At 60.8% G+C, this 14570-nt stretch carries 14 protein-coding genes; 8 read left to right on the top strand and 6 right to left on the bottom strand.

Annotation, left to right across the window (positions count from 1 at the left end; translation table 11 throughout):
• Positions 1–152 precede the first annotated feature (152 nt).
• Both AB4P90_RS09405 and htpX read left to right on the top strand, forming a co-directional pair.
• Entirely contained in the window at positions 153–1364 is a 1212-nt protein-coding gene (locus AB4P90_RS09405; protein WP_003209058.1) for a pyridoxal phosphate-dependent aminotransferase, read from the top strand.
• A gap of 304 nt (positions 1365–1668) precedes the next feature.
• The gene (gene htpX, locus AB4P90_RS09400; protein WP_003189904.1) at positions 1669–2556 is read left to right on the top strand and encodes a protease HtpX; all 888 of its coding nucleotides are present in this window, start codon (positions 1669–1671) and stop codon (positions 2554–2556) included.
• A 90-nt stretch (positions 2557–2646) separates the two neighbouring features.
• Here the strand turns inward: htpX and AB4P90_RS09395 are convergent, their stop codons facing one another.
• Entirely contained in the window at positions 2647–3303 is a 657-nt protein-coding gene (locus tag AB4P90_RS09395; protein WP_014717679.1) for a thiopurine S-methyltransferase, read from the bottom strand.
• A gap of 102 nt (positions 3304–3405) precedes the next feature.
• Between AB4P90_RS09395 and AB4P90_RS09390 the strand changes: the two genes are divergently transcribed.
• Complete coding sequence (locus AB4P90_RS09390) at positions 3406–4173, top strand: class III extradiol ring-cleavage dioxygenase (RefSeq protein ID WP_130175596.1); 768 nt, start codon at positions 3406–3408, stop codon at positions 4171–4173.
• Positions 4174–4366: 193 nt separating this feature from the next.
• Here AB4P90_RS09390 and AB4P90_RS09385 read toward each other — a convergent pair whose 3' ends face one another.
• Positions 4367–6040: a DEAD/DEAH box helicase gene (locus tag AB4P90_RS09385; RefSeq protein WP_014717677.1), complete on the bottom strand. Its 1674-nt coding sequence runs from the start codon at positions 6038–6040 to the stop codon at positions 4367–4369.
• Positions 6041–6463: 423 nt separating this feature from the next.
• Here AB4P90_RS09385 and AB4P90_RS09380 point away from each other — a divergent pair, with 423 nt between their 5' ends.
• On the top strand, positions 6464–7255 hold the full coding sequence (locus AB4P90_RS09380; RefSeq protein WP_014717676.1) for a crotonase/enoyl-CoA hydratase family protein: 792 nt from the start codon (positions 6464–6466) through the stop codon (positions 7253–7255).
• A gap of 133 nt (positions 7256–7388) precedes the next feature.
• Here the strand turns inward: AB4P90_RS09380 and AB4P90_RS09375 are convergent, their stop codons facing one another.
• Positions 7389–8144 carry a spermidine synthase gene (locus AB4P90_RS09375; protein WP_014717675.1) on the bottom strand — a complete coding sequence of 252 codons (756 nt, stop codon included), beginning with the start codon at positions 8142–8144 and terminating at the stop codon, positions 7389–7391.
• 124 nt (positions 8145–8268) lie between these two features.
• On the opposite strand from AB4P90_RS09375, the gene AB4P90_RS09370 reads away from it, so the two are divergent.
• Entirely contained in the window at positions 8269–9615 is a 1347-nt protein-coding gene (locus AB4P90_RS09370) for a class II 3-deoxy-7-phosphoheptulonate synthase (RefSeq protein WP_019820346.1), read from the top strand.
• A gap of 96 nt (positions 9616–9711) precedes the next feature.
• Here AB4P90_RS09370 and AB4P90_RS09365 read toward each other — a convergent pair whose 3' ends face one another.
• Positions 9712–10941: a winged helix-turn-helix domain-containing protein gene (locus AB4P90_RS09365; RefSeq protein ID WP_191949249.1), complete on the bottom strand. Its 1230-nt coding sequence runs from the start codon at positions 10939–10941 to the stop codon at positions 9712–9714.
• Between the two features lie 45 nt (positions 10942–10986).
• Positions 10987–11193 carry a DUF1127 domain-containing protein gene (locus tag AB4P90_RS09360; protein ID WP_014717673.1) on the bottom strand — a complete coding sequence of 69 codons (207 nt, stop codon included), beginning with the start codon at positions 11191–11193 and terminating at the stop codon, positions 10987–10989.
• Between the two features lie 70 nt (positions 11194–11263).
• On the opposite strand from AB4P90_RS09360, the gene AB4P90_RS09355 reads away from it, so the two are divergent.
• On the top strand, positions 11264–12145 hold the full coding sequence (locus AB4P90_RS09355; RefSeq protein WP_014717672.1) for a LysR family transcriptional regulator: 882 nt from the start codon (positions 11264–11266) through the stop codon (positions 12143–12145).
• On the opposite strand, the gene AB4P90_RS09350 is transcribed toward AB4P90_RS09355, so the two are convergent.
• Positions 12135–12884: a sulfite exporter TauE/SafE family protein gene (locus AB4P90_RS09350; protein ID WP_014717671.1), complete on the bottom strand. Its 750-nt coding sequence runs from the start codon at positions 12882–12884 to the stop codon at positions 12135–12137. The genes AB4P90_RS09355 and AB4P90_RS09350 overlap by 11 nt on opposite strands.
• A gap of 108 nt (positions 12885–12992) precedes the next feature.
• On the opposite strand from AB4P90_RS09350, the gene AB4P90_RS09345 reads away from it, so the two are divergent.
• Together AB4P90_RS09345 and AB4P90_RS09340 are read left to right on the top strand one after the other, a co-directional pair.
• Positions 12993–13943, top strand: a complete 951-nt coding sequence (locus AB4P90_RS09345; protein WP_014717670.1) for a LysR family transcriptional regulator — start codon at positions 12993–12995, stop codon at positions 13941–13943.
• An 81-nt stretch (positions 13944–14024) separates the two neighbouring features.
• Positions 14025–14477, top strand: coding sequence for a MarR family winged helix-turn-helix transcriptional regulator (locus tag AB4P90_RS09340; RefSeq protein WP_020302801.1), 453 nt, complete (start codon positions 14025–14027; stop codon positions 14475–14477).
• The last annotated feature ends 93 nt before the right edge of the window (positions 14478–14570 follow it).

Here is a 14570-nt window from a genome sequence, read left to right as displayed (position 1 = left end):
CAGACGGCACGTATGATTGCGCCTCTTCAAAACGCCAGTCTGGCACCCGCGCCATCGGCATTCAAACGTATTTATGGGTGCGGGCCGTGCAGGCTTCACCCTACGGTAGTGCCTACGCCGTCGGGATCGTTCATTTTCAGGATCACATCGCCATGCAGGTCAGCAAATCGAACAAGCTCGCCAACGTCTGCTATGACATTCGCGGCCCGGTGCTCAAGCACGCCAAACGCCTGGAAGAGGAAGGCCATCGCATCCTCAAGCTGAACATTGGCAACCCGGCGCCGTTTGGTTTCGAAGCGCCGGACGAAATCCTCCAGGATGTGATCCGCAACCTGCCGACCGCCCAGGGCTACAGCGATTCCAAAGGCCTGTTCAGCGCGCGCAAGGCGGTGATGCAGTACTACCAGCAGAAGCAGGTCGAAGGTGTCGGCATCGAGGACATCTACCTGGGCAACGGCGTGTCCGAGCTGATCGTGATGTCCATGCAGGCATTGCTCAACAACGGCGATGAAGTCCTGGTGCCAGCCCCGGATTACCCGCTGTGGACCGCCGCCGTGACCTTGGCGGGCGGGCACCCGGTGCATTACCTGTGTGATGAGGGCGCCGACTGGTTCCCGGACCTGGCCGACATCAAGGCCAAGATCACTCCCAACACCAAGGCTCTGGTGATCATCAACCCGAACAACCCCACCGGCGCCGTGTACTCCAGGGAAGTATTGCTGGGCATGCTGGAACTGGCGCGTCAGCACAACCTGGTGGTGTTCTCCGACGAGATCTACGACAAGATCCTCTATGATGACGCCGTGCATATCTGCACCGCCTCCCTGGCCCCGGACCTGCTGTGCCTGACCTTCAATGGCCTGTCCAAGTCCTACCGCGTGGCGGGTTTCCGCTCCGGCTGGATCGCCATCTCCGGGCCCAAGCACAATGCGCAAAGCTATATAGAAGGCATCGACATGCTGGCCAACATGCGCCTGTGCGCCAACGTACCTAGCCAGCACGCGATCCAGACCGCCCTCGGCGGCTACCAGAGCATCAATGACCTGGTCTTGCCTCAAGGCCGCCTGCTGGAGCAGCGTAACCGCACCTGGGAGTTGCTCAACGCTATCCCCGGCGTGAGCTGTGTGAAGCCCATGGGTGCGCTCTATGCGTTCCCGCGGATCGACCCGAAAGTCTGCCCGATCCTCAACGATGAGAAGTTCGTGCTCGACCTGCTGCTGTCGGAAAAACTGCTGGTCGTGCAAGGTACCGCCTTCAACTGGCCATGGCCGGATCACTTCCGCGTAGTGACCTTGCCACGCGTGGATGACCTGGAAATGGCCATTGGTCGCATCGGCAACTTCCTGAAGTCCTATCGCCAGTAAGGCCATTGACGCTGTACGACTCACTTGGGGTCGTACAGCGATTATCTGGCAACACTTCTGCGTCACTTACTTGCGGTTGTACTTCATTTGGCCCCTGCCGAGGACGTACCCCTTATAATCACGGGGCGGCGAGGTAGTATCGGGTTGATAAGGGCTGACGATACAGGTCGGAAAATCCCTTCAAGGCCCTACGCCCGAGGCGTAGGACACAGTTTGAAATAGTCCCCCGGTTGAATCACCCCATGCCGCACCTTATATACCCCGCAGTGAGCGACATATTAAGCATGAGGAGAATTCTACAACCATGATGCGCATCCTGCTGTTCTTGGCCACTAACCTGGCGGTCGTACTGATTGCCAGCGTCACCCTGAGCCTTTTTGGCTTCAACGGGTTCATGGCGGCCAATGGGGTTGATCTGAACCTCAATCAGCTGCTGATTTTCTGTGCGGTCTTTGGTTTTGCCGGTTCGCTGTTTTCGCTGTTCATCTCCAAGTGGATGGCGAAGATGAGCACCAGCACCCAGATCATCACTCAACCCCGCACTCGCCATGAACAATGGCTGATGCAAACCGTGGAACAGTTGTCTCAAGAAGCCGGCATCAAAATGCCCGAAGTGGGGATCTTTCCGGCTTATGAGGCCAACGCCTTTGCGACCGGCTGGAACAAGAACGACGCGCTGGTGGCCGTGAGCCAGGGCCTGCTGGAGCGGTTTTCGCCCGATGAAGTCAAGGCGGTGCTGGCCCACGAGATCGGTCACGTGGCCAACGGCGACATGGTCACCCTGGCGCTGGTACAGGGCGTGGTGAACACCTTCGTGATGTTCTTCGCGCGGATCATCGGCAACTTCGTCGACAAGGTCATCTTCAAGAACGAAGAAGGCCGCGGCATTGCCTACTTCGTGGCGACCATTTTCGCCGAGTTGGTCCTGGGCTTCCTGGCCAGCGCCATCGTGATGTGGTTCTCGCGCAAACGCGAGTTCCGCGCCGACGAAGCCGGCGCACGCCTGGCGGGCACCAGCGCAATGATCGGCGCGCTGCAACGCTTGCGCTCTGAACAGGGCCTGCCGGTGCATATGCCCGACAGCCTGACCGCCTTCGGCATCAACGGCGGCATCAAGCAGGGCCTGGCTCGCCTGTTCATGAGCCACCCGCCGCTGGAAGAGCGGATTGACGCATTGCGTCGCCGCGGCTGATAGCCGGATGACTCGACAAGGGGCGATCTAATCGCCCCTTTTTTGTGCCTGCTGATTTCCCCGCTCGCGCCTACAAAAGGAAAAGGCCTTTTAGAGCCTGGTCAGCCGATAAGCACGCTCTTCAAGGCGAGTCACTCCGTCCTGCACGAACTTCCAGCTCTCCCCCAGGATGTCTCGCTCCTCCAGCCGCTCCAACGCCCAATGCGGTGCTAGCAGCACCTGCACTTCCTCGTCCGAGACAGCAAAGGGTGGGCCGGCTTTCTGCGCCTGGTCGTAATCGAGGGTAACCAGCAACCCCTGGCAGCCGGACGGCAGCAAGGCATTCAGGTGCTCGGCGTATTGCGCGCGCATCAGCGGAGGCAATGCAATCAACGCGGCGCGATCATATACGCCGCGGCAACCGACCAGCGCCTGCGCATCCAGGCTGAAGAAATCGCCACACCACAATTCGATCTGGCCCGCCTGGTAGACCTTGAAGACGCCCTTATGACTGACGTGCGGCACCAGCCCCTGCTCACTGAAGAACGCCTCAACCGCCTGCTCCGACAGCTCCACGCCCATTACCGGGTACCCCTGGCTCTCGAGCCATACCAAGTCCAGGCTTTTGCCACACAACGGCACCAGCACCTTTGCCCCCTCGGGCAACCCCAACACGGGCCAGTGCCGTTGCAAGTAGGGATTGACCTCGCGCTGATGGAAACCGATCTGATTGCTCGCCCACCGGTCCTGCCAAAATTCAGGCTGCATGAATCACTCCGAAAATTCGATCAAAAGGCGCTAAAACTTATATTAGATTTAGATCAATGATCTGATTGAAGATGGCGTTATCTTAACCCTCAGGACCCGCTCATGCTCCCCAGCCTGTTTATCTCCCACGGCTCGCCCATGCTGGCCTTGCAACCCGGCGCCAGTGGCCCCGCGCTACAGCGCCTGGCTGCCGAGCTACCCCGCCCCAAAGCCATTGTGGTGGTGTCGGCGCATTGGGAAAGCCCGGAACTGCTGGTCAGCGGCGGTGCTGCACCCGAAACCTGGCACGACTTTGGCGGCTTTGCGCGCGAGTTGTTTGCGGTGCAATACCCCGCGCCGGGTGACCCACAGCTGGCCAGTGAGATCGTCGAGCTGCTGCACGCCGACGGTCTGGCTGCACGTATTGACGAGCAACGTCCCTTCGACCACGGCACCTGGGTCCCGCTGTCGCTGATGTATCCGGCAGCAGACCTTCCAGTGGTACAAGTTTCCTTGCCCAGCCGCCTGGGCCCCGCCCTGCAAACCCGGGTCGGGCATGCGCTCGCCAGCCTGCGCGAACAGGGCGTGCTGTTGATCGGCTCCGGCAGCATCACTCATAACCTGGGCGAACTGGATTGGCGCGCCGGGCCGGAAACGATCACCCCGTGGGCGCGGGAGTTTCGCGACTGGGTGGTCGACAAACTGGCGACCAATGACGACGCCGCCTTGCATGACTATCGGCGCCAGGCGCCACATGCCGTGCGCAACCATCCCAGCGATGAGCATTTGCTGCCGCTGTACTTTGCGCGGGGTGCCGGGGGTGATTTCAGTGTGGCGCATCAGGGCTTCACTCTGGGCGCCCTGGGCATGGATATCTATCGTTTTGGCTGACACCGCCACATCTGTGGGAGCTGGCTTGCCTGCGATAGCGGTGTATCAGTCACACACTGGCTTGCTGACTCACCGTTATCGCAGGCAAGCCAGCTCCCACAGTTGATCGCCTCGGAGACTAAAACATGAGGCAAAAAAAATCCCCGAACCAGTCGGGGATTTTTTATGTGCGATCAATCAGCCCAAGGGCAGATCAATCTTCGCGGTAGCGACGCAGCTTGAGCTGCTTACCGGCAACGCGAGTGTCTTTGAGCTTGGCCAGCAGTTTTTCCAGGCCGTCTTCCGGCAGCTCCACCAGGGAGAAGCTGTCACGCACCTGGATGCGACCGATGGCTTCACGTGCCAGGCCACCCTCGTTGAGGATAGCACCCAGCAGGTTCTTGGCCGCGATACCATCACGCGCACCCAGCGCGGTACGGCAACGAGCACGGCCTTCAGCCAAAGGCACTGGAGCGCGACGCTCGCGATCACCACGGTCTGGACGGTCGCCGGAACGCTCTGGACGATCACCGCGTGGCGCGCTGTTCGGAACCAGTGGACGTTCTTTTTCGATGGCTGCCAGGGTCAGGGCCTGACCATTGGTAGCTTTGCGCAGCAGAGCTGCAGCCAGGGCACGCGGGGTGCAACCGATATCGGCAGTCAGGCGGTCCAGCAGGTCGCCGTGGGTCGATTCAGCGTCTGCCACCAGTGGCGCCAGGCTGTTGGTCAGTTTCTTGATGCGCGCATCGAGAACGGCCTGGGCATCCGGCAGGCGGACTTCGGCAACTTTCTGGCCGGTAACACGCTCGATCACTTGCAGCATGCGACGCTCACGTGGAGTCACCAGCAGCAATGCACGGCCTTCGCGACCGGCACGGCCGGTACGGCCGATACGGTGAACGTAGGACTCTGGATCGTAAGGCATGTCAACGTTGAACACGTGGGTGATACGTGGAACGTCGAGGCCACGGGCGGCAACGTCGGTCGCTACAACGATGTCCAGACGGCCATCCTTGAGGGAGTCGATCACGCGCTCACGCTGGTTCTGGGCAATGTCACCGTTCAGCGCAGCGGCTTTGTAGCCTTTGGCTTCCAGGGCGCTGGCCAGGTCCAGGGTCGCTTGCTTGGTGCGCACGAACATGATCAGGGCGTCGAAGTCTTCGACTTCCAGCAGGCTCAATACAGCCGAGGTCTTCTGGTCAGCGTGAACCAACAGGTGAGCCTGTTCGATCGCGGTAACGGTCTGGGTCTTGGTCTGGATCTTCACGTGCTCCGGATCGCGCAGGTGGCGTTCGGCAATGGCACGGATGGACTGCGGCAGGGTCGCCGAGAACAACACGGTCTGACGGGTCGCCGGCAGTGCCTTGAAGATGACTTCCAGGTCATCCATGAAGCCCAGCTTCAACATTTCGTCAGCTTCGTCCAGAACCAGGTGGTTCACGGTCGACAGGACTTTTTCGTCACGACGCAGGTGGTCGCACAGACGGCCCGGAGTGGCGACAACGATCTGTGCGCCATTACGGATTGCCTTGAGTTGTGGGCCCATAGGCGCGCCGCCGTAAACGGCCACAACAGTTACACCTGGCATTTGCTTGGCGTAGGTTTCAAAGGCGGTTGCTACTTGCAGCGCCAACTCACGGGTTGGCGCCAGGATCAGGGCTTGCGGCTCGCGCTTGGCAGGATCGATGCAGTGCAGGATTGGCAAAGCGAACGCGGCAGTTTTGCCGGTACCGGTTTGCGCCTGGCCAATCATGTCCTTACCGGCCATGATGATCGGGATCGATTGCTGCTGAATCGCCGAAGGTTCTTCGTAGCCGGTCGCTGCGACGGCTGCAAGAATATTCGGGTTAAGATTAAAAGCGGCGAAGCCGCCGGTTTCCTGGGTCATGGGTCTGCCTCTAAGTGCATCCGCAAAGACCCATGCTCCAAAGCTGCGCATGCCGTGTTGAGACTCAAGAGTCGCCCTGGCTGCTTTGTCGGCGGGGATTTGCGAAAACGAATGAATGAAAAAGATTCGTCAAGGAAGAGTCCGCTGTGCGGACGTGCAGCCGAAGCTGACTTCGGGGAATTGCGCTACCTAAACGCGGCCCGGTTAAAGGCCGGCGCGCACTATACCGGAAATAGCTGAAAAAGGGAGCTTTTTTTATCGCCAGGCACCGATAAACCGCACTGCGTCACGCGCTTTGCAGATCCGTGCGCCAGGGTCTATTTTTCAAAGGCCCGGCCCTGTTGGTCATCGAGCTTAAACGGTTCACCCACCCACTGAGACCCTTTGGTCTGAAACCTTACCCGCGCCCCGAGGGCACACCCCATGAATCAAGCCAGCAGTAGCCGTGTCAGCCGCGCACTTGAGGGTCATGTTCTATTGCTGGGCCTGGACCGTGTGGCCAAGCGCAACGCCTTCGACCTGGATTTGCTCAATGCGCTGAGCCTGGCCTATGGCGAATTTGATCGAAACGATGACGCACGGGTGGCCGTGGTGTTTGCCCATGGCGACCACTTCACGGCCGGGCTGGACCTGGCCAATGTCAGCAGCGTGATGGCGGGTGGCTGGCAACCGCCGCTGGGAGGGTGCGACCCGTGGGGGGTATTTGCAGGCCCGCGCGTGAGCAAGCCGGTGATCGTCGCCGCCCAGGGTTATTGCCTGACGATCGGTATCGAATTGATGCTGGCGGCGGATATCAACCTCTGCGCCAGCAATACCCGCTTTGCCCAGATGGAGGTGCAACGCGGGATCTTCCCGTTTGGCGGCGCGACATTGCGCTTTCATCAGATTGCCGGCTGGGGCAATGCGATGCGCTGGCTGCTCACCGGCGACGAGTTCGACGCCCATGAAGCCCTGCGCCTGGGGTTGGTGCAGGAAGTGATGGCCAGTGAAGACCTGTTGCCCCGCGCCATCGAGTTGGCCAACCGCATTGCGCGCCAGGCACCGCTGGGTGTACAGGCCACGTTGATGTCGGCACGGCTGGCGCGTATGGAGGGTGAGGCTGTCGCAGCCGCCGCGCTGCCGCCCATGGTGGATAAACTGCTCAACAGTGAAGATGCCAAGGAGGGTGTTCGGGCGATGGTCGAGAAGCGGCCGGGGGTGTTCAAGGGGATTTGAACGAACTGAATTAGCGGTCGGCAGTGAGGGCCTCTTCGCGGGCAAGCCCGCTCCCACAGTTGAATTGCATGCTCTGTTGAAATGCAATCCCCTGTGGGAGCGGGCCTGCCCGCGAAAGCGTCCGAACTGGCAACTAAGTTGCCGGCCGAATCGCCTTGATCAACGGCTGCAACGAGTACCCCAAGCGCGGCGCCAAAGCTTCGGCGCGGGCTGACAGCGCCTCCAGGTCCAGCACCTGATCCAGCTCCGAAGGCACCAACAGAATCACATTGCCCTCCTTCACCGGCAGCTCCCAGTAATGCCGGTGGTACAACCCACGCAACAACGCCGCCCCCAACGGCTTGCCATCATCGGTGGCCCATTGGTTGATCACCAGCCAGCCGCCGGGGTTGAGTTTCTTCTGACAGTTTTCCAGGAAGGTCCAGGCCAGATGCCCCACGCCCGGGCCGACATCGGTGTAGAGGTCGACGAAAATCAGATCGGCCGATTCGGCACTGTCGAGCAATTGCAACGCGTCGCCAATGCGGATGTACAAGCGCGGGTCGTCATCCAGCCCCAGATATTCGATGGCCAGCCGCGGCACATCAGGGCGCAGCTCAATGGCTTCGACATCTTCCAGCGCCAGGAACTTGAGGCACGCCTGGGTCAATGTGCCCGCGCCCAGGCCGAGAAACAATGCACTCTCCGGCTGTTCATGGCACAACGCGCCGATCAGCATGGCGCGGGTGTAGTCGTACTCCAGCCAGCTCGGGTCAGCAGTGAACACACAGCTTTGCTCGATGGCGTCGCCAAATTCGAGAAAGCGGTAATCAGCCACTTCAAGCACACGGATCATGCCGAATTCATCATGGACTTCGGCCAGCAGGTGCTCGACACGCTCCTCGCTCATCACTACTCCTAAAAGGGTCTGCTGCACGGCAAAGGCGCGATTGTCGGCCAAGCGGCAGCAACAGGTCACGCACTAATTGCTGCTAACATTGACGCCCGAACATCCACCCGCAAACGAGTTCATGATGAGCCAACCCTGGAGCCCCGATAGCTGGCGAGCCCTGCCGATCCAGCAGCAACCCCAATACCCGGACGCTGCACACTTGCTGCAAGTGGAGCAGAGCCTGGCGAGCTACCCGCCCCTGGTGTTTGCCGGGGAAGCTCGCGAATTGCGCCGTCAGTTTGCCGAAGTGACCCAAGGTCGTGCGTTCCTGCTGCAAGGCGGTGATTGCGCCGAGAGCTTTGCCGAGTTTTCCGCCGCGAAGATTCGCGACACCTTCAAGGTGCTGCTGCAGATGGCCATTGTCATGACCTTCGCTGCCGGTTGCCCGGTGGTGAAAGTCGGGCGCATGGCCGGCCAGTTCGCCAAGCCACGCTCGGCCAACGATGAAACCATCGACGGCATCACCCTCCCCGCCTACCGGGGCGATATCGTCAACGGCATCGGCTTCGACGAAAAAAGCCGCGTGCCAGATCCGGACCGCCTGTTGCAGTCCTACCACCAGTCCACCGCCACCCTCAACCTGCTGCGCGCCTTTGCCCAGGGCGGTTTCGCTGACCTGCACCAGGTGCACAAGTGGAACCTGGATTTCATCGCCAACTCCGCGCTCGCCGAGAAGTACAGCCAACTGGCCGACCGCATCGACGAAACCCTGGCCTTCATGCGCGCTTGTGGCATGGACAGCTCGCCGCAATTGCGCGAAACCAGCTTCTTCACCGCCCACGAAGCATTGCTGCTCAACTATGAACAGGCCTTCGTGCGCCGCGATAGCCTGACCAACGACTACTACGACTGCTCGGCGCATATGTTGTGGATCGGCGACCGCACCCGTCAGTTGGACGGCGCCCATGTCGAGTTCCTGCGCGGAGTGAACAACCCGATCGGCGTGAAAGTCGGACCTAGCATGAACCCGGACGACCTGACCCGCCTGATCGACATCCTCAACCCGGATAACGACCCTGGCCGCCTCAACCTCATCGCCCGTATGGGGGCAGGCAAGGTCGGCGACCATTTGCCCAACCTGATCCGCGCCGTGCAGCGCGAGGGCAAGCAAGTGCTGTGGAGCTGCGACCCGATGCACGGCAATACCATCAAGGCCAGCAGCGGCTACAAGACCCGCGACTTTGCGCAGATCCTTGGCGAAGTGAAGGATTTCTTCCAAGTGCACCAGGCAGAAGGCACCTATGCTGGCGGGATCCATATCGAGATGACCGGGCAGAACGTCACCGAATGCATCGGCGGCGCACGGCCGATCACCGAAGATGGCCTGTCGGACCGTTATCACACCCATTGCGACCCACGGATGAATGCCGATCAATCGCTGGAGTTGGCGTTTCTGATTGCAGAGACCTTGAAACAGGTAAAGCGCTGACGTTTTAGCGACGGGGATGACGCCATCGCGGGCAAGCCCGGCTCCCACATTTGAACGCGTTTCTCTGTGGGAGCCGGGCTTGCCCGCGATAGAGGTTTAAAGGTTGGTATCCCGGTTCGGCATCGCTGCCCTTAACCGAGCAGCACTGGGCCGCTGGCAATTGAGCTGGATCTGTTCCAGCCCTAGCCAGTCGGCCATCTTTCGCAGGTTCAAGGCCAGCGCCAACATACCTTCCTCATCCAGCCCAGGTTCTTCCTCGTGCACGGCATGCACGGCCAGGCGCCCATGGGCACGCTCGGCCCGCAGGTCGACGCGTGCGGCAATGCGTTCGTTGTGGAGAAACGGCAGGACGTAATAGCCGTACACGCGTCTTTCTTGCGGCGTGTAGATCTCCAGGCGATAGCGAAAGTCGAACAAGCGCTCGGTGCGGCTGCGCTCCCATATCAGCGAATCGAACGGCGACAACAATGCACTGGCCGGCACGTTGCGCGGCAGTTTGGGCGCCGCCAGGCAATACGCTGGTTGTTTCCAGCCCCGCACCTGGCACGCCAGCAGTTGCCCATCCTCAACCAGCTCGGCCAAGCGGTTGCGGCTGTCGGCGGGGTCGAGGCGGAAATAATCGCGCAGGTCTTTTTCGGTGGCGACACCCAATGCAGTCGCACTGTGCAACAGCAAGCCACGCTGCGCTTCACCTTCACTCATGGAGACCCTGAGCACCTCTGCGGGAATAACACGCTCGGGCAGATCATAAAGCCGCTCAAACCCTCGACGACCGGCAACCGTGACCAGGCCAGCGGCGAACAGCCATTCCAGCGCGTGCTTTTCATCACTCCAATCCCACCAGGGTCCGGCACGCTCCTCGCGGGTCGACAAGCTACCCGCCCCCAAGGCGCCCTGCTGTTCGACGGTGCGCAACACGCGTTGGATCGTCGCCTGCTGTTCACGGCCAAAACGTGCCATTTGCGCATAAATCCCCCGCCCTTGCCGGGCGCGCTCCATGCGCCAACCCATCAACGGGTACAGCGCCAAGGGCAGCAGTGACGCCTCATGCCCCCAGTATTCAAACAGAGAACGCCGCCGCCCCTGGCTCCAGGCCGCCTGTTCAAGAATCGATGGGGAATAAGAACCAAGGCGGGAAAACACGGGCAGGTAGTGGGAACGCACCAGCGCATTGACCGAGTCGATCTGTAAAACGCCCAGGCGTTCGATCAAGCGGTTGAGGTGCGCAGCCTTTATCTGTGCAGGCGCCTGGCGCCCGGAAAATCCCTGGGCAGCCAGCGCCATGCGTCGAGCTTGCTTGAGTGAAAAACACAGGTCGGCGGGCATGGCAATCTCCATAGAAGCTCGCCCCCTACCCTACTGCATCCGCGCTTATTTTCGCAGCGGGTCTTCCCAGAAATGCCGATGGCTTTCCTGCGCGACGTCGGCGCGATTGAGCCCGATGTCCTTGAGGGCGTCATCGCTCAGGGTCGCCAGCATCTGACGCTCCTGATGCAACAGCTGCCAACGCGCGAATGTGTGAAACAGCCCGGCAAACGGCCATTTATCCGTCGATATGAAACCTTTTTGACCTTTCATCTTCTCGCCCTCCAGTGGGGATGACGACAGTGTGTGCCGAGCATTATGATCAATCCAACGAATGTTTCTTATGCATTACATCTCGGAGATTGATCAATTGTCCGCCTATCCCAGCATCGACACTGATGTGCTGCGCACCTTCGTCGCCATTGCCGACCAGGGCGGTTTCACCCGCGCCGGCGAGCAGGTCAACCGCACTCAATCGGCGGTGAGCATGCAGATGAAGCGCCTGGAAGAAGACGTGTTGCAGCGCAAACTGTTCGAGCGCGATGGCCGCCAGGTACGGCTCACGCCCGAAGGCCAGGTGCTGTTGGGTTATGCGCGGCGCATCCTGAAATTGCACAGCGAAGTGTTCAATACCCTGCGCGAGCCGCATATGGTGGGGTTGGTGCGTATCGGAACGCCGGATGACTACGTGATGCGCTTTCTGCCAGGCATCCTCAAGCAATTTTCCAAAGCCTACCCACTGATCCAGATCGAAATGCACTGCGAAGCATCGACCGTATTGATGCAACGGCGGGACCTGGCGTTGACCGTAATCAGCCGCGAGCCCGGCAATGATCTGGGTGAGTTATTGCGTACCGAGCGCATGGTGTGGGCAGCATCACCGTGCTTTTGTGTGGAGGAGCACGATGCCCTGCCCCTGGCGGTGTCCGGCGACGAGTGCCTGTACACCCATTGGGCACGGGCCGCACTGGAGGCGGCCGGGCGAGATTATCGCCTGGCCTATCACAGCTCTAACGGAGCAGCGATCCTGGCAGTGGTCAGTGCAGGCCTGGCGGCGATGGTCAGCATGGAAAGCCTGGTCACCGACGACCTGCGAGTGCTCGGCAGCGACGAAGGCTTCCCGCCTTTACCGTCGATGAACCTGCGCTTGCTGCGTAACCCGCAGATGACCTCGCCGATCACCGAATGCCTGGCGGACTACATCGTCGAAGGCTTCAAACTTTAAAGGTCAGCATCACCGCGCACACCACCAAGAAGCCACAGAAGAGGCCGCGCAACAGACGTTCCGGCAAGGCATGCGCCACTTTCACGCCCCAACTGATACTCAGCAGGCCCCCCACCGCCAGTGGCAGGCCGATCATCCAGTCCACCTCGTGGTGCCAGGCATAGGTGACCAGGGTCACACCGGTGCTGGGCAACGCCAAGGCCAACGACAAGCCTTGGGCGACCACTTGAGTAGTGCCGAAGACACTGGTGAGTACCGGCGTGGCGACCACCGCGCCGCCGACCCCGAACAGCCCGCCCATGGAACCGGATGCCGCGCCCAAGACGCCAAGCCAGGGCCAGGAATAACGCATTTGTGCGGTGGGCGGCGCATTGCGAGTGAACATGCGCAGCAGGTTGTAGGCAGACAACGCCACCAAGAACGCAATAAAACCGATGCGCATGGCGCCCGCATCCAGGCCCACCGCCCAGATCGATCCCAGCCAGGCAAAGCAAAAGCCGGTCACACCCAGGGGTAAAGCGTGACGCAACTCGATGCGGTTACGCTGATGATAGCGCCACAGCGCAAGCATCACATTCGGCACGACCATCACCAAGGCGGTGCCTTGGGCAATCTGCTGATCCAGGCCGAACAACACGCCCAGCACCGGGATGGCAATCAGCCCACCACCAATGCCAAACAGCCCACCTACAGTGCCCAACGCCGCACCCAATGCCAGGTACATCACTAAATCCCACACCGCTCGGTACTCCGCAATTTCATGCTTGGCATGCTACGCAGTCGGCTCTGGCGCGGAAACGCACAGCAACGCACAATGGCTGTGCCAATCTCGCATAAGCGCTGAGCTATGAACCCCAACACCTTGACCGACCAGCTGAGCCTGTTTCTCGACGTAATGGAAGCCGGCAGTTTTTCCGCCGCCGCGCGCCTCCATCCGCTGACACCTTCAGCCGTGGCCCGGCGCATCGACAGCCTGGAAAGCTCCGTGGGTAGCCGCCTGTTCCAACGCAGCACCCATGCGGTGGTGCCCACCTCCGCAGGCCTGGCCTTTGCCGAGCGGGCGCGACGGATTGTCAGCGAGTTGCAGCTGGCACGGGCAGAGGCGGTCTCGCTGAGCCATGCGCCGGAGGGGTTGATCCGGGTCGATGCGCCCGCAGCATTCGGCCGCCGGCACCTGGCGCCGGTCATTGCGGATTTTTTGAGCCTGTATCCAGGCCTGGACGTGCACCTGCACTTGATCGACAGCTTTGTCGATATGCAGGGCGCGCATCTGGGCAAGGTCGACCTGGTTCTGCGCGCAGGGCATATTGTCGACACCCGGCTGGTCGCTACGCCGTTGGCGAGTATCGTGCGTATCGCCTGTGCCAGCCCCGCGTACCTGAAAAGCCGTGGCACGCCGGCCCATCCTCGAGAGCTGAGTGAACATGACGGCCTGGACTGGGACGGGCTGGCGCCAATGTTCGCCTGGCGCTTCGAACTGGACGGGCGCCGCACCACCTATCGCCCGCGACGCATCCGCATGAGTGCCAACAACGCCGAAGCCCTGCTCTCGGGCGCACTGGCCGGGCTGGGCATCGCTCACTTGCCGACCTGGTTGGCCAGTGAATACCTGGTGCGCGGCGAACTGTTGCCGCTGTTTTGTGAAGACGGTTTGCCCAGCCCAGAAACCGCCGGCATTTATGCGCTGCGCCTGGAGCAACAGCCCAATGCACGCAGCCGATTGTTGCTTGAATACCTCAAATCCCGTTTCAGCCCGGTGCCGCCCTGGGATCTGGCATTGCAAAGTGGCTTGGTCTGACGCCTACGGCAAGAATTACCTGGCGCATTAAAGATTTGCCCGCTAGATTCCAGCCCAGACATGCTTTTTCGAGACGCCACCATGAGCAAAAACCCTGATCCTTGCGAATCGCTGTTGCTGGACAACCAGCTGTGCTTCGCCCTGCACTCCACCTCACTGCTAATGACCAAGGTCTATAAGCCCCTGCTCCAGGCCATCGGCCTGACCTACCCGCAGTACCTGGCCATGATGGTGCTGTGGGAAGAGGATGAGTTGACCGTCAGTGAAATCAGCAGCCGCCTGCTGACGGACCCAGGCTCCATGACGCCACTGCTCAAGCGCCTGGAAGCCGAGGGCCTGCTCAGCCGCACGCGCAGCCGCGAAGACGAGCGGGTGGTGGTGGTGAAACTGACCGACGCCGGGCGCGCCTTGCAGGAGAAGGCCAAGGATGTTCCGCAATGCATCCTGGGCGCCAGCGGGATGGCGCTGGAGCAATTGCGCAAGCTGCAAGGCGACCTGATCGCGTTGCGCGCCAATCTGCAAACCAGCATCTGACACGCTAGGCCCCAGCACTAAACATACTCAAAAGTGGGAGCTGGCTTGCCTGCGATTGCGATTCATCAGTCAACCATGCAGTGACTGATACAC

It is taken from the genome of Pseudomonas sp. B16120 (genome assembly GCF_044218845.1).
GTDB lineage: Bacteria > Pseudomonadota > Gammaproteobacteria > Pseudomonadales > Pseudomonadaceae > Aquipseudomonas > Aquipseudomonas paracarnis.
The sequence above is the reverse complement of the archived record's forward strand: the minus strand, read 5'-3'. Positions and strand labels throughout refer to the sequence as shown.